This is a genomic window from Pseudoramibacter faecis, assembly GCF_036289405.1.
Lineage (GTDB): Bacteria > Bacillota > Clostridia > Eubacteriales > Eubacteriaceae > Pseudoramibacter > Pseudoramibacter faecis.
In genome coordinates this window covers 19,748-37,933 of the sequence record NZ_JAYFFI010000022.1, presented here as the reverse complement: position 1 = coordinate 37,933, position 18,186 = coordinate 19,748, and the positions used below count along the sequence as shown (strand labels likewise).

Here is an 18,186-nt window from a genome sequence, read left to right as displayed (position 1 = left end):
TTCGTGATAATGGCAGAGAGGCCACACCTGTTCCCATCCCGAACACAGCAGTTAAGCTCTCTCGCGTCGAAAGTACTTGGCGGGCAGCTGCCTGGGAGGATAGATCGTCGCGAAACCTTATATTCCTCAGTAGCTCAATGGTGGAGCACTCGGCTGTTAACCGATAGGTTGTAGGTTCGAATCCTACCTGGGGAGCCATTGTATGAAAGCGGGTATGACCCATACAGTCATACCCGCATTTTTGAAAAGGCCCGTTGGTCAAGCGGTTAAGACATCGCCCTTTCACGGCGATAACGGGAGTTCGATTCTCCCACGGGTCACCATTATTGCGGCCAGGTAGTTCAGTTGGTTAGAATGCCAGCCTGTCACGCTGGAGGTCGAGAGTTCGAATCTCTTCCTGGTCGCCATTTTTATGTTTTTTTGCTGACGTGGCTCAATTGGCAGAGCAGCTGATTTGTAATCAGCAGGTTGGCGGTTCAAGTCCGCCCGTCAGCTCCATTCTTTTGTTTGGGGAAATGCCCGAGTGGCTAAAGGGGGCGGACTGTAAATCCGTTGACTAAGTCTACGATGGTTCGAATCCATCTTTCCCCACCATTTGATCCATTAGCTCAGTTGGCAGAGCACCTGACTTTTAATCAGGGTGTCCGGGGTTCAAATCCCCGATGGATCACCATTCGAAAAGTAGCGTAAAGCCTTAGTTTTAAAGGGTTTGCGCTTTTTATATTATAATTTATAAAGAGTGAGGAGACGCAACCATATCTCCTCACTCTTTTTTATAACTGAATGGATTGCTGCAAATGATCTGAATGGATCTATCCGGTCAGGGGCAGCAGGGAGCCGATTATGGTGGAATTGACGTCGGAGTGACAATCATAATGATGATATATAATAAAAGTTTAAGGCATCACGAAGGGAGTCTAGAGACGAGCAAAAGAAAAACGCCGCTTTTGTGCGGCGTTTAATGCTTAATGGCTTTAGAAAGCGATTTTTTCTTCGATATAAGTCTTGACCTGGTCGATGGGCAAACGGATCTGTTTCATCGTGTCGCGGTCGCGGATGGTGACGGCGTTGTCTTCGAGGGTGTCAAAATCGATGGTGACGCACAGCGGCGTGCCGATTTCGTCTTCACGGCGGTAGCGCTTACCAATACTGCCGGTTTCGTCGTAATCCACGTTGAAATATTTGGCCAACTCGGCATAAACCTCGCGGGCCTTATCGGAAAGCTTCTTCGATAGGGGCAGCACGGCGGCTTTATAGGCCGAAAGGAAAGGGTGAATCTTCATGACGCCGCGGGTGTCGCCGCCATCGAGTTCTTCGTATTCAAGGGCGTCGCACAGGAAAGCGAGGAACATGCGGTCGGCGCCAAGAGACGGCTCGATGACGTAGGGAATGTATTTTTCGTTGGTTGTCGGATCCTGATAGCGCAGGTCTTTGCCGGAGACATTTTCATGCTGGGTCAGATCGAAGTCGGTGCGGTCGGCGATGCCCCAGAGTTCGCCCCATCCGAAGGGAAATTGGTATTCCACGTCGGTGGTGGCGTTCGAATAATGGGAGAGCTCTTCCGGCGAATGATCGCGGAAGCGCAGATTTTCTTCCTTCATGCCCAGGGAGAACAGCCAGCTACGGCAGTAATCCTTCCAGTAGGTGAACCATTCGAGGTCGGTGCCGGGCTTGCAGAAAAATTCGAGTTCCATCTGTTCAAATTCGCGGGTGCGGAAAATGAAGTTGCCGGGAGTGATTTCGTTGCGGAAGGATTTTCCGATCTGCCCGATGCCGAAGGGTACGCGCTTGCGGGTGGTGCGCTGAGCGTTTTTAAAGTTGACGAAGATCCCTTGGGCGGTTTCAGGCCGCAGATACAGCTGGGAAGTGGAATCCTCGGTGACGCCCTGAAAGGTCTTGAACATCAGGTTGAACTGGCGAATTTCGGTGAAGTCGGATGCGCCGCAGTCCGGGCAGGCAATGTGATGATCCTGGATGAAGGCTTCCATCTTTTCGTTGGACCAACCGTCAACCACCACTTCTTCGTCTTTATCGTGGAAATAATCCTCGATGAGTTTGTCGGCGCGGAAACGGGATTTGCAGTGTTTGCAGTCCATCAGCGGATCGTTGAAGCCGCCGACATGGCCCGAAGCCACCCAGGTCTGTGGGTTCATTAGAATGGCCGCGTCGAGACCGACGTTATAGGGTGATTCCTGGACAAACTTTTTCCACCAGGCGCGTTTAACGTTATTTTTTATTTCGACCCCGATCGGGCCGTAATCCCAGCTGTTGGCAAGCCCGTCGTAAATTTCCGATCCCGGAAAGACGATGCCGCGCATTTTGGCAAGGCTGACGATTTCGTTCATTGTGAAACTCGACATGAAATAAGAGTCCTCCTAAAAATTATGATGTGCTCCCATTCTAACATAGATGCGCCCCTTCTGCACAATCAAATTACACGGGTTCGAACGAATTGCCGTTTGGCCTTCGAAATCGGCTCAGCCGAAAACTTTTAATCGACGTCAATTTGAAAATAATTTTTCTTGTGATTAACTTTAAGGGCGATCCGTGATAAAATAAACCTTGATCTTTGATCTATGCAAATTGGAAAATTCATTCGGTACGATTCGGTACAAGCAAAAGAAAATGCAGTGAAGGAGTTTTAAATGTTTGAAATCATTGTGGGGCTGATCGGCGGCCTGGGCCTGTTTATTTACGGGATGCAGATTATGAGCAATAGTCTGAAAGTGGTCGCCGGGAGCAAAATGAAGCGCCTCTTGGAAATTCTGACAGGGAATCGCTTCAAGGCTATTCTCTGCGGGATTGTTGTGACGATCATGGTGCAAAGCTCCAGCACGACCACGGTTATGGTGGTTGGCTTTGTAAATGCGGCGCTGATGAGCCTCACGCAGGCAGCGGGTATCATTTTAGGAGCCAATATCGGGACGACCCTCATGGCGCAGCTCATTGCCTTTAATATGGATTTCATCGGGCCGGTGCTCATCGGCATCGGTGTCATCACTTCGCTGATCGGCAAACGCAAGCACACCCGGGATATCGGGACCATTCTCCTGGGCATTGGGATTATCTTTTTCGGCATTTCCACGATGAGCGAGGTGATGGCGCCGCTCAAAGACAATGTAGTTTTCAAAAATTGGCTGGTGACCTATGGCAAAAATCCAATCTTCGGTCTTTTGATCGGAACCGTAATCACCGGTGTGATGCAAAGCTCCGGAGCGACATTGGGGATGCTTCAGGCGCTCGCGATCTCAGGGATTTTTGCCGACGTCTCCGGCACGGCCGCCATTCAAATTTGTATTCCGATGATGCTCGGCACCAATATCGGGACCTGTGTTACGGCGATGCTGTCGTCCGTCGGAACTTCCCGGGCTGCGCGTAATGCAGCGCTGATCCATTTGTTTGTGAATATTTTCGGGTCGATTTGGGTGCTTTGCCTCTTTGGCGTTTTGGACGCTTTTAATATCAATCCGGTCTATCAGGCCTTGGTGAATATTTCCGGTACGATGAAAACCAGCAGCGGTCAGGTGATTCCCAACGTGGCCAGACAGATCGCCATGTCCCACACTTTCTTCAATGTGTTCAACATGATTGTGATGCTGCCGGTGATCGACAAATTCGTTGCGCTTCTGGAAAAACGTTCGCCCCAAGAAGAAGGCGATCGCGGTCTGCAGCTCGATGATCGGCTGCTCAACAACCCGGCGGTAGCCATCGGCCAACTGACCAATGAACTTGTTCACCTGGCAGAAATGGCCGGCAAAAACCTCAAACTCTCCTTTGACGCCCTGAGCAATAATGACGAAAAGGCGATCGAGAAGGTCTATGAGCGGGAAGAACGCATTGATGAGCACGAACACGGGATCATCGATTTTATCGTCCGCCTGACCAATTTGAATGTCTCCCAGGAAGAAAACGACAAGCTGGCGGTGTATTTACAGTGTGCCCACGATCTTGAGCGTATTGGCGACCATGCGGAAAATATCGTCGAAATGGCTCAGACTCAAATTGACGAAGACATCGATATGACAGCTGGCGCCATCGACGAGCTTAAAAAGCTGAGCGATTTGATTCTCGGCATCGTGGCCAACGTGCAGGAAGTGATTCGATCAGAGGACAATAAACTTTGCGAACAGATTTATCGTGACGAAGAAATTTCTGACGATATGACAGAAGCCTATAAAAACGCGCACATCAAGCGTCTGGCAGACGGCCAGTGCAATGCGGACAGCTCGGCGATTTATTTTGATTTATTGGTTGATCTCGAAAGAGTGGGGGACCACTCGGCCAATATCGCAGAGCATATTCAGAGCCTGCATGCGGCCAATCAAATTAACGAAATCGAAGGTGTTATTTATTAAGAAGAACATCCTTAAAAGCCCGACCCCAATTGGGGGTCGGGCTTTTGGTTTATGAAAAAAGTCATGCATTATATGCCGGGTGAATACATATCGGCCGGCAATCAAGGCATATCCTCTGCGAATGAATTAAGGGGATCGGTCATATTTTATGATAAAATAACAAAAATACAATCGATGTTGGAGAAAAGATCAAAGGAGGCTGCAATGGCGGAAGGCTGCAAAGACAAGGCAGAAAAATTCTCAATTGGAACAGTGGCGTCGTTATGCCATATTTCGGTAAAGACGCTGCGATATTACGATAAAATTGATTTGCTAAAGCCTCAGTATCGTAAGGAAACCAGCAATTACCGCTATTATAGCAAAGAGCAATTGACGACGGTTTACATGATCAGACGTTTGCGCTCATTGGGATTTCCGCTAAAAGATATTCAGGCTATTTTAAACGCGCACACCTTGGACGGCATGTCGGAACGTGTCGGCAGCCAGTTAAAGGCGATCGAGGCGGAGATTGCCGATCTGCAGATGCGTCATCGGGAAATTGCCCTGTTTGAGCAGCGGATTCAAATGGGATGTGATTATCTGCGAGAGCATCGCAAACATCAGGATGCGCAGCCGTCGTTCCAGCTGATGATGCTGCCGGAAATTTATTTGTTCAGCAAGCAAAAGATGATCGCCTCCTATCGCAACGAAGAGGTTAATCTTGAAAATTGGATTCAAATTGTCGAAGATGCCAAAAGAGCGGCCGTTTCACCGGTCGGTTCGGTTTTTGTCACCTTTCATTCGGAAATCTTCGGGCAGTTTCTTCAAAATGATTGCGATGTGGAATATAGCATTCGCGTATCACCGGAGGATCGTGATGCGCCGGGCGTGCGCGTCTTTGGCGGCATCGAGGCGGCAACCACCTTGCATTTCGGGGATTACCACGATATTATCCACACCTATATCGGTTTAAAGCGCTGGATTGAAGCGCAGGGGTATCACGTGAGCGGTTATGCGACGGAAGAATTTATCGTTTCTCCCATCGATGTAGGGCGCAGCGAAGACCATGTGACGCGAATCATGATTCCGGTCAGCCGGTAATCAACAGGATTAAAGTCTCTCGCCAGGGGAGACTTTTTTAGTTGCAAAAGATTTCAGTAAAATTCGGCATTCATGCGGAAAAACGGGAAAATACAATTCTTTTTGAGGAACCAATAAAGAATTCAGTTAAAAAAGGATGAAATTTTATAGACTGCATTTGAAAAATATATTAGCATACATCAATGTTTGAAAATTGGGCAGGAAAATTTCATTAAAAATCCGGAGAGTATCCGAGAGATTGGAAGAACTCTTTTGATAAGAAAACATCATAGGATCTTGACTTGCCACTTTCAGGAAGGTTTAAAATCAAAACATCATCAAAATCAGAGACAAGCAAAAAACCGACAATTTGATAAAAAACACGATTGCGATGGTGGCGCCAAAAACAGTGAATGGTTAAATTGAGTTGAAAGGAGAGGATGGTATGGGAGCAGGATTTATATTTTCGACGGCTTTTGGTACGGCTGTGGTGTGTGGATTATGGACAGGGGTCTGCGCCGGCGCAGCGTCCCCGATGTTAGTCACCTGGGTCGGATTTGTGGGCTGCACGTCCTACTTTACCGCCGGATGCGGACGCAACGGTTTTATTCGGTCGCTGTGCAGCAATTATATGGGGATACTCATCGGGTGTACAATCATCGCTTTAGGCAATATCGTTTCGAGCGGCGTGCTCTTTAGCGCACTGTGCACCGGATTTTTCTCCGGCGTGATTTGTTATTTGTCTCACTGCGATTTGACCAAGGTGGCGGCCTGCACCTTTATGGGCGGGTTTTCGGCCTTTGCCACCGGCGGCAATTGGCAGATGCTGATGCTTTGTTTGCTGCTCGGCAATTTTGTGGGGCTTGGCAGCGATTACCTGGGACGTCTTTTTTACAGCAAGGTTTATCGCGGCAAGACCGACAAGGAAGATTGGGTGATTTTCAAATTGCCGGAAGAAAATTGACAAAATAGCTTAACGGCAGCCGACAAGGGCACTGCTTGGCTGCAAAAGAAAAAGAAGGAGAGAGAGATGAGTAAAGTAATTGAGAGAGCGTATGCCGCGGAAAAGGAAAAAGCTTTTGATTATCGCCGCGCGATGGAAGAAGCAGCTCGCTGCCTTTTGTGTGAGGATGCTCCCTGCAGTAAGGGCTGCCCGGCCGGCACGGATCCGGGGAAATTTATTCGTTCGCTGCGATTTAAAAACGTGAAGGGTGCGGCGGAAACGATTCGCGAAAACAATCCGCTGGGCGGCTCCTGCGCGATGGTCTGTCCTTACGACCGGATGTGTGAAGAAGCGTGCAGCCGCTGTGGTATTGACAAGCCGATTCAAATCGGCGCCATTCAACGTTATCTGGTGGAGACGGAAGCCAGAGAAGACATGCGTTTTGTGAAAGCGGGCAAACCGACGGGCAAACGCGTGGCCTGCGTCGGGGCCGGGCCGGCGTCGCTGGCCTGCGCCAGAGAGCTCGCGCGCCGCGGTGTGGCCGTTACGATTTTCGAAGCCAAGGAAAAGGCCGGCGGCGTATTGAGCTACGGCATCACGCCGACGCGCCTGCCCCAGGAAATGATCGATCACGATATTCAGTTGATTAAAAATCTGGGCGTGATCTTTGAATTTAACACGCCGGTGGATTTTGCCAAATTGGACGAGCTTCGCCAGACGTATGACACGGTTTTTGTCGGGGTCGGTCTTTGGGACGCGAAAAAGCCGAGCTTGCCGGGTGACGATCTTGAAGGCGTGGAAACCGCTCTCGATTTCCTGGCTAAGGCGCGCACGTGTCCGGATGCCATGGATCTGCCGGATCACGTGGTGGTTATCGGCGGGGGAAACGTCGCCATGGACTGCGCCGCCACTGCCAAGCAGCTGGGCGCGGAAAAGACGGCCATCGTCTATCGGCGCAGTGTTGCCGAAGCGCCGGCCGATATGGATGAAATTCGCTTCGTGCAGAACATGGGCGTGCCGATTCACACCGAGTTCGCGCCGGAGTCCATTCTGGGCGAGGACGGCAAAGTGGCCGGCCTGGCCTGCAAAAGCCGCGACGGTTATTCCGAAATGAAGATCAAGGCGGATCGCATTGTTTTTGCCATCGGTCAGAAACAGACCGATGATTATGCGCATCTCACAGCCGCCGGCAACCTTTACATCGGAGGCGACGATGCTCACGATCAGGGGGCGACGGTGGTTGAAGCCGTTGCCGAAGGCAAAGCGGCCGCAGAAGCGATGCTCAGCCGGATGGGCTTGGTGTAAGAAAGGACGATTCTCATGACTCTAAAAAAAGATTTATCCATTGATTTCCTCGGCGTGAAGTGTGAAAATCCCTTCTTTCTTTCCTCTTCACCCGTCGGCTCCAACTACGACATGTGCCGCAAGGCTTTGGAAGCCGGCTGGGGCGGCATCTATTATAAAACCATTTCCGTTTATATTCCCAACGAGTGCTCGCCGCGATTCGATATCGCCAGCAAGGAAGGCACCCCGTGGACCGGTTTTAAAAACATGGAACAGACCTCGGACAAGCCCAACGAAGTCAACTTCGGCTATATTAAAAAGCTGAAGGAAGACTTCCCGAGCAAGGTGATCGTCTCCAGCATTATGGGCAGCACCGATGAAGAATGGGCATTCTTGGCCAGAGAATCCGAAAAAGCCGGTGCGGACCTCATCGAATGCAACTTTTCCTGCCCGCAGATGACTTCTTCCACCATGGGCTCCGACGTTGGGCAGAACCCGGACTTGGTCAAACATTATTGCGAGGTGGTGTCGGCGGCGACGCACCTGCCGGTGATCGCGAAGATGACGCCGAACATCGGCAATATGGAGATCCCGGCCCGGGCGGCCATCGAAGGCGGCGCCCAAGGAATCGCGGCCATCAACACGGTGAAGGCTATCACCAATCTCGATATTGATAAAATGGTAGGGATGCCTATTGTTAACGGGAAGTCGGCGGTCTCCGGTTATTCCGGTGCCGCGGTGAAACCCATCGCCCTGCGTTTTATCAGCGACCTGAAACACGATCCGGTGCTCAAGGACGTGCCGCTGACCGGTGTCGGCGGGATTGAAACCTGGCGCGACTGTCTTGAGTTCCTGATGCTCGGCGCGGAGAATCTCCAAGTGACCACCGCCGTCATGCAGTACGGTTATCGCATCGTCGAGGATATGATCAGCGGGCTTTCCCACTTTATGGAAGACCACGGCATCGATCGGTTGCGGGATCTTGTCGGTGTGGCGCTCAAAAACATCATCAGCGCAGAAGAGCTGGATCGCTCCTATAAGGTGCTGGTGCAGATCAATGAAGACAAATGCGTGGGCTGCGGCCGGTGCTATGTTTCCTGCTACGACGGCGGGCATCAGGCCATTCAGTTCGATTCACAGGTGCGCCGTGCCACCATCGATGAAGACAAATGTGTGGGCTGCCACCTTTGCCTGAACGTCTGCCCGGTGATGGATTGCATCACACCCGGGAAGATTGTGTTCAAAGACGGGGAGGCGCCTCACGATTTATCGCTTAAAACCCGATACTTATAAGCATTGGGTTTCAATAAAAAAACAGGAGGGACAGAATGGAAAAATATGATTTGATCATTCAAAACGGGACGCTCGTCACAGCGACGGAGATGTTTCACGGCGATCTTGCCGTGAAGGACGGCAAAATTGCAGCCATCGGCCAAACCCTTGCCGCAGAAGCGGCGCGCGTGGTGGATGCGAAGGGCAGATTGGTGCTGCCCGGGGCCATTGATGTGCATACCCATTTGGCGATGCCCTTCGGGGGGACGGTGTCGTCGGATTCCTATGAATCCGGGACCCGGGGCGCGGCCTGCGGCGGCGTGACCACCGTCTTTGATTATCCGGTGCAGCGCGCCGGCGGTTCCATCATGGATCTGATCAACGAAAAGAAGGCCGTGCTCGAAAAGGAAGCTTGCGTGGATTATGCCTCCCATTGCTGCATCACCAACCTTAACGACGGTGCGATTCTCGATGAAATGGCCACCGCCGTGGAAGAGGGTATCACCAGCTTCAAGTGCTTTCTTGTTTATAAAAAAGAGGGCATGATGGTGGATGACGGGATGCTGGCTACGCTGATGCTACGCGCCAAGGAACTCGGTGCCATGATCAACGTGCACGCCGAAAATCCTGACCTCATCGATCTTTACACCGAACAGTTTTTGCGCGAAGGCAAGACCTCGGCCTGGTATCACTACATGAGCCGGCCGGAATTTGTCGAGGCGGAAGCCGACAAGCGCGCGGTGCACTGGGCCCGCCATCTTGAAGCGCCGCTTTACGTGGTGCATATGGCGGATAAGGAAGGGCTTGAGGCCTGCATTGACGCCAAACGGGAGGGGGCCGACGTTTTTGTGGAAACCTGTCCCCAATATCTCGAATTTACCTGCGATGTTTATAAACGTGAAGACGGCCGCAACTTCGTATGTTCGCCGCCGATGAAAGGCCAGGAAAGTCAGGATGCTCTATGGCAGGCGATCAAAACCAATCTGATCGATACGGTGGCCACCGATCACTGTCCTTTCCAGAGCACGGAAAAAGACTGGGGCAAGGACGATTTTACCAAAATCCCCAACGGCTGTGCCGGAGTGGAAAATCTTTATCCCTATATGCTTGACGCGGCCAACACCGGCAAGATTACCTTCCCCCAGGCCGTGGCGCTTTGTGCGACCAATCCGGCGAAGATTTTCGGCTGCGCCGACAAGGGCTCCCTTGCCGTCGGCAAGGACGCTGATGTGGTGATCTACGATCCAGAAAAAGATTTTACCGTCACGATCGACAAAATGCATACTCTGTGCGATCACACGATCTGGGAAGGCAAATCCTTCCACGGCTATCCGGTGCAGACTTATCTGCGGGGCCAGCTGATTTATGACCATGGCGAATTTGTCGGCAAACCGGGCATGGGACATTTTGTTAAACGCGTGCCGAGAACCAAAGCCTGAAGGCTTTGGCGAAACGCTGTTGGGCATCGCCTGTGACATCGGCATGGAGATGATGATCTGCGGCGCGGAGATCGGCCGGGTAGAGGATGCGGTAGCGCGCATCTGCATGGCCTACGGCGCGGCAGATGTCCACGTATTCTCGATTACCTACAGCATCCTCGTGACGCTGCAGCTTCCCGGAGAGCCCATGTCCACCCAGAGCCGCCGCGTCGATCGCTTTGCTTATGATCTTCACCGGCTCAATCAGCTCAATGCTTTGTCGCGAAGCCTTTGCGAAGAGACGCCCCCATTGGAAGCGGCCCGGGATGCGTTGGAGACGATTCGGGCATCCAGGGGCCCGGGGCCGATGCGCATTTTGGCAGCCTACGCGATGATCTCGGCGGCCTTTGCCATTTTCTTCGGCGGCAGCCCCTTGGACGCAGTGACGGCCGGGCTTATCGGCCTGGCGCTGTTCGGCATCGAAAAACCTTTTGCCGGCATCGCCATCAGTCCGTTTTTCAGACCGTGTGTCGGGGCCTTTTGTGCCGGCGTGCTTGCGGGGCTTGCTGCGAAGGAGATGCCCGTGTGTCAGATGGATAAAATCAGCATTGGCAATATCATGGTGCTTATTCCCGGACTGATGATTACGAATTCCTTTCGGGAGATGTTTTCCAACAATTTGCTTTCGGGATCCATACGGTTTTTGGAATCGGTGCTCATCGCTCTGGCCATTGCCGTGGGGATGGCTCTGGCTTTGGCATTGGTATTTTAACAGGAGGCGAAGATGGCGGCAGGCATCCGAATCGGCGCCGCATTTTTCGGATCACTGGGATTTGCCCTGCTCTTTAATCTCGAGCGACGTCATTTATTTTTGGCGGCCCTTGGAGGAGCGGCCGCTTGGGCGGTTTATCTGCAGATCGGGTATGCGGTGCCGCGAATTGGGATCCAGTCCTTCGGGGCGGCCTTGTTTTTGGGGCTTTATTCGGAAATTTTGGCGCGGATGGCGGCAGCCCCGGCGACGACTTTTCTCGTGGTGGGCTTCATCCCGCTTATCCCCGGATTTTCGCTTTATCACACCACCGTCAGCCTGGTGGCGGGGCATTTTTCCCGGGCTGGACGCTTTGGCGTTGAGACCATCACCATCGCCGGGGCATTGGCCGCGGGCATTGTGGTTTCGATGATTTTGTGCCAAATGATTCTGCAAAGTGCCCGCCTGATCGGGAAACGCGCCAAAGACAAGTGAGAAAGATTTTAAGGTTCGAAAAAGATTTGTGAGTTTCCACAATTCAATTAACTGAAAAACAGATTTAAAATTAAAGTAAATTTGGAGGAGGATCAATCATGTATCAATGCAGTGAAGAAAGAATGGGCGATAAAATTAAAACCATGAGCCGGTTTGGCGATGCCGGTCACGGCGGGATCACCCGTTATTCCCTTTCGCCAGAAGCGCTTCAGGCGCGGGGGGAATTTGTTCGTCGGATGGAGGCCATCGGAGCCAGGATCAAAACGGACGATATGGCCAACCTGTATGCCACGCTGCCGGGAAGCGATCCGAGTCTGCCGGGCATCGTGATGGCATCTCATTGCGATTCTGTTAAGAACGGCGGTAACTACGACGGCATTCTCGGGGTCATGGGTGCGATGGAGGTGCTCGAAACCGTCGCGGCAGAAAAGATTCCTCACAAGCGCAATCTCACCGCGATGATCTGGACTAATGAGGAAGGATCGCTCTATCCGCCGGCCATGATGTCTTCCGGGGTCGTTTGTTACGATTATCTGCCGGAGGATATCCGCGTGAATTTCAAGCACGAAGACATGCTCGCGTCAAGGTCGGTGCTCGATCCGACCAAAACCTTCGGAGAAGCGCTGGAAGCCAGCGGCTACAAGGGCGATGCGGCCAACCGGCTGAACCCGAGGGATTACAAAGCGATGTTCGAGCTGCACATTGAGCAGGGGCCGATTCTCGAAGCGGCCGGCAACGACATCGGCGTCGTCACCTGCGTGCTCGGGATGGTGAACTATCACATCAAGCTCATCGGCCAGTCCGATCATGCCGGCACCACCCCGATGAAATACCGCAAGGATGCCCTTTATGCGGCGGCCAAAGCGCTGGATTATCTCCACGAAGAGCTGGATAAGCTCGATCCGGAACTGGTTTACACCACCGGCGAAATCGTTTGTCATCCCAACGTGCACACCGTCATTCCGGATTATGTCGATTTTTCGCTCGATGCCCGCCACGAAGATCCCAAGGTGATCGAACAGGTGGTTAAAGTCATTGAAAATATGCCCAAAGAGCTGGCAAAATGCAAAACCGATTATGAAATTGCCTGGACCCGTGACACCGTTTATTACGATAAGGAACTCGTGGGCTATGTGCAGGATGCTGTGGATGCGTTGGGCTATTCCAACCAGCGCATCAACTCCGGCGCCGGTCACGATGCGCAGTTTGCCTCTTATATGATGCCGACGACAATGGTTTTCGTGCCGTCTAAAGATGGGCATTCCCATTGCGAAGAAGAATTCACCACGGTGGAACAATGCACCAAGGGCGCCAGTGTGCTGCTCGGCGCGGTGCTCAAGTGCGACGCGGCAGAATAAGCCTGGGAAAGAACATTTTAAGAACGTACAGAAAGGGGGACTGCGATGTCTCAAAAAGCATTATCCGATCTGAAAGTGATCGACCTGACAACGGCGTTAAGCGGTCCGTTTTGCACCATGTTCTTCGCGGATTACGGTGCGGAAGTCATCAAGGTGGAGCCGATTCACGGCGATCAGTGCCGCACCTGGGGCCCCATCGACGAGGCCAGCGGCGAAAGCGGCTTCTTTTGCAGCATTAACCGGAACAAGAAGGGGGTCACCCTCAATCTCAAATCGGAGAAGGGCCGCAAAATGCTCTATGATTTGGTGAAGGATGCGGACTTCTTCTGCGAAAACTTTAAAGGCGGCGTCACCAAGCGGCTTCAGATCGATTACGAAACCATCCGCAAAATCAATCCGCGCATCATTTATGTTTCGGGGTCCGGCTTCGGTCAGACCAGCCCCATTGGGCACCGCCCGTGTTATGACACCGTGGCTCAGGCCATGGGGGGCCTTTTGAACTTGACGGGCTTTAAAGACGGCGAGCCGGTCAAAGCCGGCCCGTCTATTGCCGACCACGTTTCGGGCATTTATCAGGCGGTGGGCGCACTTATCGCGCTCCATCACAGAGAACGGACCGGCGAAGGACAGCTGGTGGACGTGGCCATGATGGATACGATCTTCAGCATGCTGGAAAACGCCATTCCGAACTATACCATGGACGGCGTCATCCCGACGCGCAACGGCAACGAGGATGCCTCCATTGCGCCCTTCGATGTCTTTGCCTGTAAGGATGGCTATGTGACCATCGGCGTCGGCAACGACCCGATGTGGGCCAGACTCTGCAAGGTGCTGGGCCGGGAAGCGCTCATCGAGGATCCGCGCTATCTGACAAACATCGACCGGATGGCCAATTATCATCCGGAGCTGCACGCACTGATTAACGATTGGACGGCACAGTATACCAAGCAGGAAATCGAGGCGATTATGGACAAAGCCAATATTCCCTGCGGGCCGGTGCTCGACGTGAAGGAGGCCATCGAGCATCCCCACACCAAGGCCCGGGAAATGATGGTGCACGCCAACCATCCGACGGCCGGAGACCTGTATTTTCAGGGGGTTGTGGCCAAGCTGTCCGAAACCCCCGGCCGGGTCGTGGCGCCTTCGCCGACATTGGGCCAGCACAATCAGGAAGTGTTTTGGCTGTCGGAGGAGGAAGCGGCCAGGCTTCACGAAGAAGGCGTGATCTGAGCGGTAGCAAATATATTAAGAGAAAGTATCGAGGAAAAAATGGCCAGAAAAGTATCCTATTTGAGCTATAATATGACGACAGCCGACGCGGCGGGTCCCGACGGCTTGGTGCCTTTCGGCAGACAGTTTGATTTCATCGGCGACGTCGAAACCGAGCAGATGATCCTGAACGACGGGGACGAATCCCTGTGCCTGGGCTACCACGACGTGGCGATCCACCACGATGTATACGTCGGGGACATGATGGAATACAAGGCGACGATGATCCATGTGGGCAATACCTCCCGGGATTGCCGCATCGAAGTGTACAAGCTTGCGACAACAGCGGAACGCGCCGGAAAAGCAGGGGCGCGCCCCGGCGATATGGTCTGGTTTGACGAGCCGCTGCTGTGCACCGAGGGCAATGTGCGCCTGGTGGTCAAAAAGCATTTGCAGCGCGGCGAACAGCCTGACGGCACCGTTGTAGATCCCTGGCGGGAACTGGACGACTTTCCGGAATCGGAATTGACAATTTAAGCGGGGAGGAAACAGATATGGAAACCGTAACAATGCGTTATCGTATGTCCGACCGCGATGTGTTTTATGGCGGCGGCGTGGTCAACGGCGCACGCTGCATCACTCTGATGGGCGACACGGCAAATCGTCTGATGGCCAAGGCCTTCGGCAATACCGGCCATTGTGTGGCAGTCAAAAAGATCCGCCTTTACGTGCCGATGTTCGCCGGCGATTATATCGAATTGGTGGCGGGCTTAAGAAAGCAGGCCGGCAAAAAGAGCCTGATTGAAGTGCGGGCGTTTAAAATTATCGAAGTGCCTAAAGATCCGCCGTATCCCAGCTCCATCGACGTGCTGCCAGAGCCGCCGCTGTGCACCGTGGCCCGATTTGTGTACGAAACGCTTTAAAAAAGTCAAATACCCTTTATGAAAATAACCCCGAGAGCCGGTTGGCTTTCGGGGCTTTGTGCTTTTTGAAGCGAAAACGGGAGATGGCGGCGACGTTTATGCCGGATAAATCAGATTGGCATCGCTGAGGTTTTCGAGCACTTCAGTGAGAAATTTTTGGGATTCGTATTTGGCCATGGCGAGATTCTGGTCGAGGTAGTTGCCGCAGTCTTTGGCGGCGGCGCCGGGGATATCGCCTTCAAAGGTCGCCATAAAGCGATACAGATTCGTGATGAGCGGCACGATGTCGCGGCTTGTCAGGTCGCCTTTCATCACCAGGTAGAAGCCGGTGCGGCAGCCCATCGGCCCAAAATAGATAATCTGTTCGGAGATGATTGGATCGTTTCGCAAATATGTCGCGCCAAGATGCTCGATGGTGTGGCATTCGGCGGTGTTCATCACCGGTTCGCGGTTGGGTTCCTTCATGCGGATATCAAAGGTCGTGACGATTTGATCGCCGACCGCATCCTTCCGGGATACATAAATGCCTCGCAGGAGTTTTAAATGGTTGACGGTAAAGCTGGGAATTTTTTCGAGTTCGTGAATCTTCATCGTAAAAGAGCCTCCTTTTGGTTTTTTAAATCAGATAAATAGATATTTAACGCCTCGAGATAGTGCAGTTGGATAGAGCCGGCCTCCCGAATGCGGTAGCGGTTTTCAAAGGCTGAGATCGGGATGGAGTGGCGGCCGTCTTTTTGGGCGCCGTCCCAATAATGCTTGAGCACTTCAAAAGGAAGAAGAAAGCATTGGTCGATTTTCTTAAAGAACACGATGAGAAAAGCCAGGCCGTCTTGTTTTTGAAAAGCGTCCATGAATGCGATCTGGTGATCATGGATATTGTAGAGCGGCAGATTCTTGAGGTTGGTTTCTTTGGCGTCGAAGCAAACGGGAATCCCCTGCACGTTGCCCATGTAGTCAACGGTGCTCTTGGCGTCGAAATAGGCCAGTTTGATGGTGCCCTTTTGCTTGTCGAGTTCGACCGGGGTGATGGCAGTCGGCAGTTTCTGGACGACGGCCAGCTCATGCTCCAAATAAAATTGATTGGTCGTGTTGATCAGGGACTCGAGATAGGAGCCGCGGAGCCCGCGGGAATGCCAATAGCCCATGAAAACCTCCTGTGATGCGATTAGATGCGGGGTAGCGCCAGCCCGAGATGTTCTGCGACAGCGCAAAAACGTTCCGGCGGCGGTGCGACCACATCGATATTTAATTCGGAAATCGTGTAGCGACGCGCGTGAAGCAGCTGATGGTGCAGACCGTAAAGGGCAGCCCATTCACGGTTGTGGCTGCGGCTGCCATATTTGGGATCCCCGACGATGGGGTGCCCGATGCCGGCCAACTGCACGCGGATTTGGTGGCTGCGGCCAGAGCCGAGTTCGATGGCGATAAGACTGGCCGCATCGCCGGAACAAAGCGGTTGATAGCGCAGCCGGGCTTCCCGCTGCCCATCGGTTTCTTCCCGGACGATATTGTGCGTGGCATCTTTGGTGAGCCTTGAATGCAGCTTGGCACCCCGGGTGATTTTCCCGGCGACAATGGCCCAATAAGATTTGCAGGCATGATGAGCCTCAATGGCCGCCACGATTTGCTTTTGCGTGGAGTAGTTCTTGGGAATCAGAACGACGCCGCTGGTGTTGCGGTCGAGTCGGTTGGCCGGCGCCGGATGAAAGGTGCCCGAGTGGGGTAGCGTTTTTGCCAGATCGGCCAGAGACGGCGTGCCGGTGTGATCCGGCTGGGTCAGCAAGCCGGCGGGTTTGTTCACGGCGATCAGGCGGTCATCCTCGTAAAGGGGCGGCTGCATCAAAGCCTTCAGGGAATCAGGCAGGCCCGGCTCGCGGGGAGCCGCCGGCTGTCCGCGAAATTGCCGGTAGGTTTCTTCGGAAAAATAGAAGGTGAGGATCTGTCCTTTTTGAAGATAGTCCCTGGGGCTGGCGCGGTGCCCGTCGAGCTTGATGCGTTTTTTGCGCAGCATCTTCATCAAAAAACCTTTATTGGCCTGGGGCAGCCACTTGGAGAGAAAGCGATCCATGCGCTGCTCCGCGGCATCGTCGGAAATCGTTAATTGGATCATCCCTGTCCACCGTGACTGCAGCCTAAAACATGGCGCATTTTATGGATAACCATTGAGCGAATGGCGCTGCGGCCCGGCCCCAGATATTTTTGCGGATCGAAAGCGTCGGGATGCTCGATAAAGAACTGGCGGATACAGGCAGTCATCACCAGATTTAAATCGGTCTCGATGTTGATCTTGGCGATGCCAAGCCTGGCGGCCTCTCGCAGCATGTCCTCCGGAACGCCCTGGGCGCGGTTGATGTCAGCGCCGTATTGGTTGTTCAGATCCACAAATTCCTTCGGAACCGAGGACGCACCGTGAAGCACCAAAGGAAAGCCCGGCAGCTGATTGGACATATCTTGCAGGCGCTCAAAGGCCAGGGTGGGTTCGCTTTTAAATTTATAGGGGCCATAGCAGGTACCGATGGCCACCGCAAGGGAGTCCACTCCGGTGGCGGCGACAAAATCGACGGCGTGGTTCGGATCGGTCAGTGCCAGGGGCACGTCGGATTCGGCGTCGCCGTGCAGATCGCCGAGCCCGCCTTCGACGACGACCCCGCGATCGTGGGCGTAGTCGACGACTTTTTTGGTCAGCGCGATGTTTTCTTCAAAGGGGAGTCGGGAGCCGTCGATCATGACGGAAGTGTAGCCCGAATCGATGCAGGCGACACAGGTTTCGTAATCCGGGCCGTCGTCCAGATGCAGACAGACGGGCACGTCGCTGGTGGCCACGGCGGCTTCTACCAACTTAATCAGATAGACCGGGTTGGTATATTCCCGGGATTTCTCGGAAACCTGAAGGATCACCGGGCTGCTTTCCCGCTCGGCCGCGGAGATGATTCCCTGAATGATTTCCATATTATTGGCATTGAAGGCGCCGATGGCATAATGTCCGGACTGGGCGGCTTCGAACATGCGTTTGGATGTGACGAGTGGCATAATTCCTCCTTTGTCACAAGTTAGCAATGGGGCATTGACAAATTAAGTATAAATGAACGAGATCATTATACCGCTTTGCTGGACGATCGGCA

General features: G+C 53.0%; 17 protein-coding genes, 6 tRNA genes and 1 rRNA gene. 19 read left to right on the top strand and 5 right to left on the bottom strand.

Annotated features, from left to right (window positions below; translation table 11 throughout):
* The 7 genes from rrf to V3C63_RS10875 all read left to right on the top strand — a co-directional run bounded on the left by rrf (position 1) and on the right by V3C63_RS10875 (position 673).
* Positions 1–116 (top strand): 5S ribosomal RNA (gene rrf / locus V3C63_RS10905).
* Between the two features lie 7 nt (positions 117–123).
* A tRNA-Asn gene (locus tag V3C63_RS10900) sits at positions 124–198 on the top strand.
* A gap of 50 nt (positions 199–248) precedes the next feature.
* Positions 249–323, top strand: a tRNA-Glu gene (locus tag V3C63_RS10895).
* 7 nt (positions 324–330) lie between these two features.
* Positions 331–407, top strand: a tRNA-Asp gene (locus V3C63_RS10890).
* A gap of 15 nt (positions 408–422) precedes the next feature.
* Positions 423–498 (top strand) — tRNA-Thr (locus V3C63_RS10885).
* Between the two features lie 11 nt (positions 499–509).
* Positions 510–594, top strand: a tRNA-Tyr gene (locus V3C63_RS10880).
* Between the two features lie 3 nt (positions 595–597).
* Positions 598–673, top strand: a tRNA-Lys gene (locus V3C63_RS10875).
* A gap of 301 nt (positions 674–974) precedes the next feature.
* Here V3C63_RS10875 and V3C63_RS10870 read toward each other — a convergent pair.
* Complete coding sequence (locus V3C63_RS10870; protein ID WP_329887905.1) at positions 975–2,360, bottom strand: glycine--tRNA ligase; 1,386 nt, start codon at positions 2,358–2,360, stop codon at positions 975–977.
* Between the two features lie 285 nt (positions 2,361–2,645).
* Between V3C63_RS10870 and V3C63_RS10865 the strand changes: the two genes are divergently transcribed.
* The 12 genes from V3C63_RS10865 to V3C63_RS10810 all read left to right on the top strand — a co-directional run bounded on the left by V3C63_RS10865 (position 2,646) and on the right by V3C63_RS10810 (position 15,064).
* Complete coding sequence (locus tag V3C63_RS10865) at positions 2,646–4,355, top strand: Na/Pi cotransporter family protein (RefSeq protein ID WP_329887904.1); 1,710 nt, start codon at positions 2,646–2,648, stop codon at positions 4,353–4,355.
* Between the two features lie 204 nt (positions 4,356–4,559).
* The gene (locus V3C63_RS10860) at positions 4,560–5,435 is read left to right on the top strand and encodes a MerR family transcriptional regulator (protein WP_329887903.1); all 876 of its coding nucleotides are present in this window, start codon (positions 4,560–4,562) and stop codon (positions 5,433–5,435) included.
* A gap of 424 nt (positions 5,436–5,859) precedes the next feature.
* Positions 5,860–6,378 (top strand): DUF1097 domain-containing protein, encoded by a 519-nt coding sequence (locus V3C63_RS10855; RefSeq protein WP_329887901.1) that lies wholly within the window; start codon positions 5,860–5,862, stop codon positions 6,376–6,378.
* Positions 6,379–6,444: 66 nt separating this feature from the next.
* Complete coding sequence (locus V3C63_RS10850; RefSeq protein ID WP_329887900.1) at positions 6,445–7,662, top strand: FAD-dependent oxidoreductase; 1,218 nt, start codon at positions 6,445–6,447, stop codon at positions 7,660–7,662.
* 15 nt (positions 7,663–7,677) lie between these two features.
* Entirely contained in the window at positions 7,678–8,934 is a 1,257-nt protein-coding gene (preA, locus tag V3C63_RS10845; RefSeq protein ID WP_329887898.1) for an NAD-dependent dihydropyrimidine dehydrogenase subunit PreA, read from the top strand.
* A gap of 35 nt (positions 8,935–8,969) precedes the next feature.
* Positions 8,970–10,352, top strand: a complete 1,383-nt coding sequence (gene hydA, locus V3C63_RS10840) for a dihydropyrimidinase (protein ID WP_329887896.1) — start codon at positions 8,970–8,972, stop codon at positions 10,350–10,352.
* Entirely contained in the window at positions 10,321–11,103 is a 783-nt protein-coding gene (locus tag V3C63_RS10835; RefSeq protein WP_329887895.1) for a threonine/serine exporter family protein, read from the top strand. The genes hydA and V3C63_RS10835 overlap by 32 nt, the downstream gene beginning before the upstream one ends.
* Positions 11,104–11,115: 12 nt before the next feature.
* Positions 11,116–11,574 carry a threonine/serine exporter family protein gene (locus tag V3C63_RS10830; protein ID WP_329887894.1) on the top strand — a complete coding sequence of 153 codons (459 nt, stop codon included), beginning with the start codon at positions 11,116–11,118 and terminating at the stop codon, positions 11,572–11,574.
* Between the two features lie 98 nt (positions 11,575–11,672).
* Positions 11,673–12,932 carry a Zn-dependent hydrolase gene (locus V3C63_RS10825; protein WP_329887892.1) on the top strand — a complete coding sequence of 420 codons (1,260 nt, stop codon included), beginning with the start codon at positions 11,673–11,675 and terminating at the stop codon, positions 12,930–12,932.
* Between the two features lie 45 nt (positions 12,933–12,977).
* Positions 12,978–14,162 carry a CaiB/BaiF CoA transferase family protein gene (locus V3C63_RS10820; RefSeq protein ID WP_329887890.1) on the top strand — a complete coding sequence of 395 codons (1,185 nt, stop codon included), beginning with the start codon at positions 12,978–12,980 and terminating at the stop codon, positions 14,160–14,162.
* A gap of 39 nt (positions 14,163–14,201) precedes the next feature.
* Positions 14,202–14,678, top strand: coding sequence for a hotdog family protein (locus V3C63_RS10815; protein ID WP_329887888.1), 477 nt, complete (start codon positions 14,202–14,204; stop codon positions 14,676–14,678).
* Between the two features lie 17 nt (positions 14,679–14,695).
* Complete coding sequence (locus V3C63_RS10810) at positions 14,696–15,064, top strand: hotdog fold domain-containing protein (protein WP_329887887.1); 369 nt, start codon at positions 14,696–14,698, stop codon at positions 15,062–15,064.
* A gap of 96 nt (positions 15,065–15,160) precedes the next feature.
* On the opposite strand, the gene V3C63_RS10805 is transcribed toward V3C63_RS10810, so the two are convergent.
* From V3C63_RS10805 to V3C63_RS10790, 4 genes are read right to left on the bottom strand one after another with little or no spacing between them, the layout of a single operon-like run.
* The gene (locus V3C63_RS10805) at positions 15,161–15,655 is read right to left on the bottom strand and encodes an S-ribosylhomocysteine lyase (RefSeq protein WP_329887886.1); all 495 of its coding nucleotides are present in this window, start codon (positions 15,653–15,655) and stop codon (positions 15,161–15,163) included.
* Positions 15,652–16,209 (bottom strand): Holliday junction resolvase RecU, encoded by a 558-nt coding sequence (locus V3C63_RS10800; RefSeq protein ID WP_329887885.1) that lies wholly within the window; start codon positions 16,207–16,209, stop codon positions 15,652–15,654. Before V3C63_RS10800 ends, V3C63_RS10805 begins: the two co-directional genes overlap by 4 nt.
* Before the next feature lie 20 nt (positions 16,210–16,229).
* Positions 16,230–17,174 carry an RluA family pseudouridine synthase gene (locus V3C63_RS10795; protein WP_329887884.1) on the bottom strand — a complete coding sequence of 315 codons (945 nt, stop codon included), beginning with the start codon at positions 17,172–17,174 and terminating at the stop codon, positions 16,230–16,232.
* Entirely contained in the window at positions 17,171–18,094 is a 924-nt protein-coding gene (locus tag V3C63_RS10790; protein ID WP_329887883.1) for a class II fructose-bisphosphate aldolase, read from the bottom strand. The genes V3C63_RS10795 and V3C63_RS10790 overlap by 4 nt, the downstream gene beginning before the upstream one ends.
* Positions 18,095–18,186: the final 92 nt, after the last annotated feature.

Coding starts and splice junctions, on each gene's coding strand:
- V3C63_RS10870 (WP_329887905.1), bottom strand. CDS start 2,360: ATGTCGAGTTTCACAATGAACGAAATCGTCAGCCTTGCCAAAATGCGC.
- V3C63_RS10865 (WP_329887904.1), top strand. CDS start 2,646: ATGTTTGAAATCATTGTGGGGCTGATCGGCGGCCTGGGCCTGTTTATT.
- V3C63_RS10860 (WP_329887903.1), top strand. CDS start 4,560: ATGGCGGAAGGCTGCAAAGACAAGGCAGAAAAATTCTCAATTGGAACA.
- V3C63_RS10855 (WP_329887901.1), top strand. CDS start 5,860: ATGGGAGCAGGATTTATATTTTCGACGGCTTTTGGTACGGCTGTGGTG.
- V3C63_RS10850 (WP_329887900.1), top strand. CDS start 6,445: ATGAGTAAAGTAATTGAGAGAGCGTATGCCGCGGAAAAGGAAAAAGCT.
- preA (WP_329887898.1), top strand. CDS start 7,678: ATGACTCTAAAAAAAGATTTATCCATTGATTTCCTCGGCGTGAAGTGT.
- hydA (WP_329887896.1), top strand. CDS start 8,970: ATGGAAAAATATGATTTGATCATTCAAAACGGGACGCTCGTCACAGCG.
- V3C63_RS10830 (WP_329887894.1), top strand. CDS start 11,116: ATGGCGGCAGGCATCCGAATCGGCGCCGCATTTTTCGGATCACTGGGA.
- V3C63_RS10825 (WP_329887892.1), top strand. CDS start 11,673: ATGTATCAATGCAGTGAAGAAAGAATGGGCGATAAAATTAAAACCATG.
- V3C63_RS10820 (WP_329887890.1), top strand. CDS start 12,978: ATGTCTCAAAAAGCATTATCCGATCTGAAAGTGATCGACCTGACAACG.
- V3C63_RS10815 (WP_329887888.1), top strand. CDS start 14,202: ATGGCCAGAAAAGTATCCTATTTGAGCTATAATATGACGACAGCCGAC.
- V3C63_RS10810 (WP_329887887.1), top strand. CDS start 14,696: ATGGAAACCGTAACAATGCGTTATCGTATGTCCGACCGCGATGTGTTT.
- V3C63_RS10805 (WP_329887886.1), bottom strand. CDS start 15,655: ATGAAGATTCACGAACTCGAAAAAATTCCCAGCTTTACCGTCAACCAT.
- V3C63_RS10800 (WP_329887885.1), bottom strand. CDS start 16,209: ATGGGCTATTGGCATTCCCGCGGGCTCCGCGGCTCCTATCTCGAGTCC.
- V3C63_RS10795 (WP_329887884.1), bottom strand. CDS start 17,174: ATGATCCAATTAACGATTTCCGACGATGCCGCGGAGCAGCGCATGGAT.
- V3C63_RS10790 (WP_329887883.1), bottom strand. CDS start 18,094: ATGCCACTCGTCACATCCAAACGCATGTTCGAAGCCGCCCAGTCCGGA.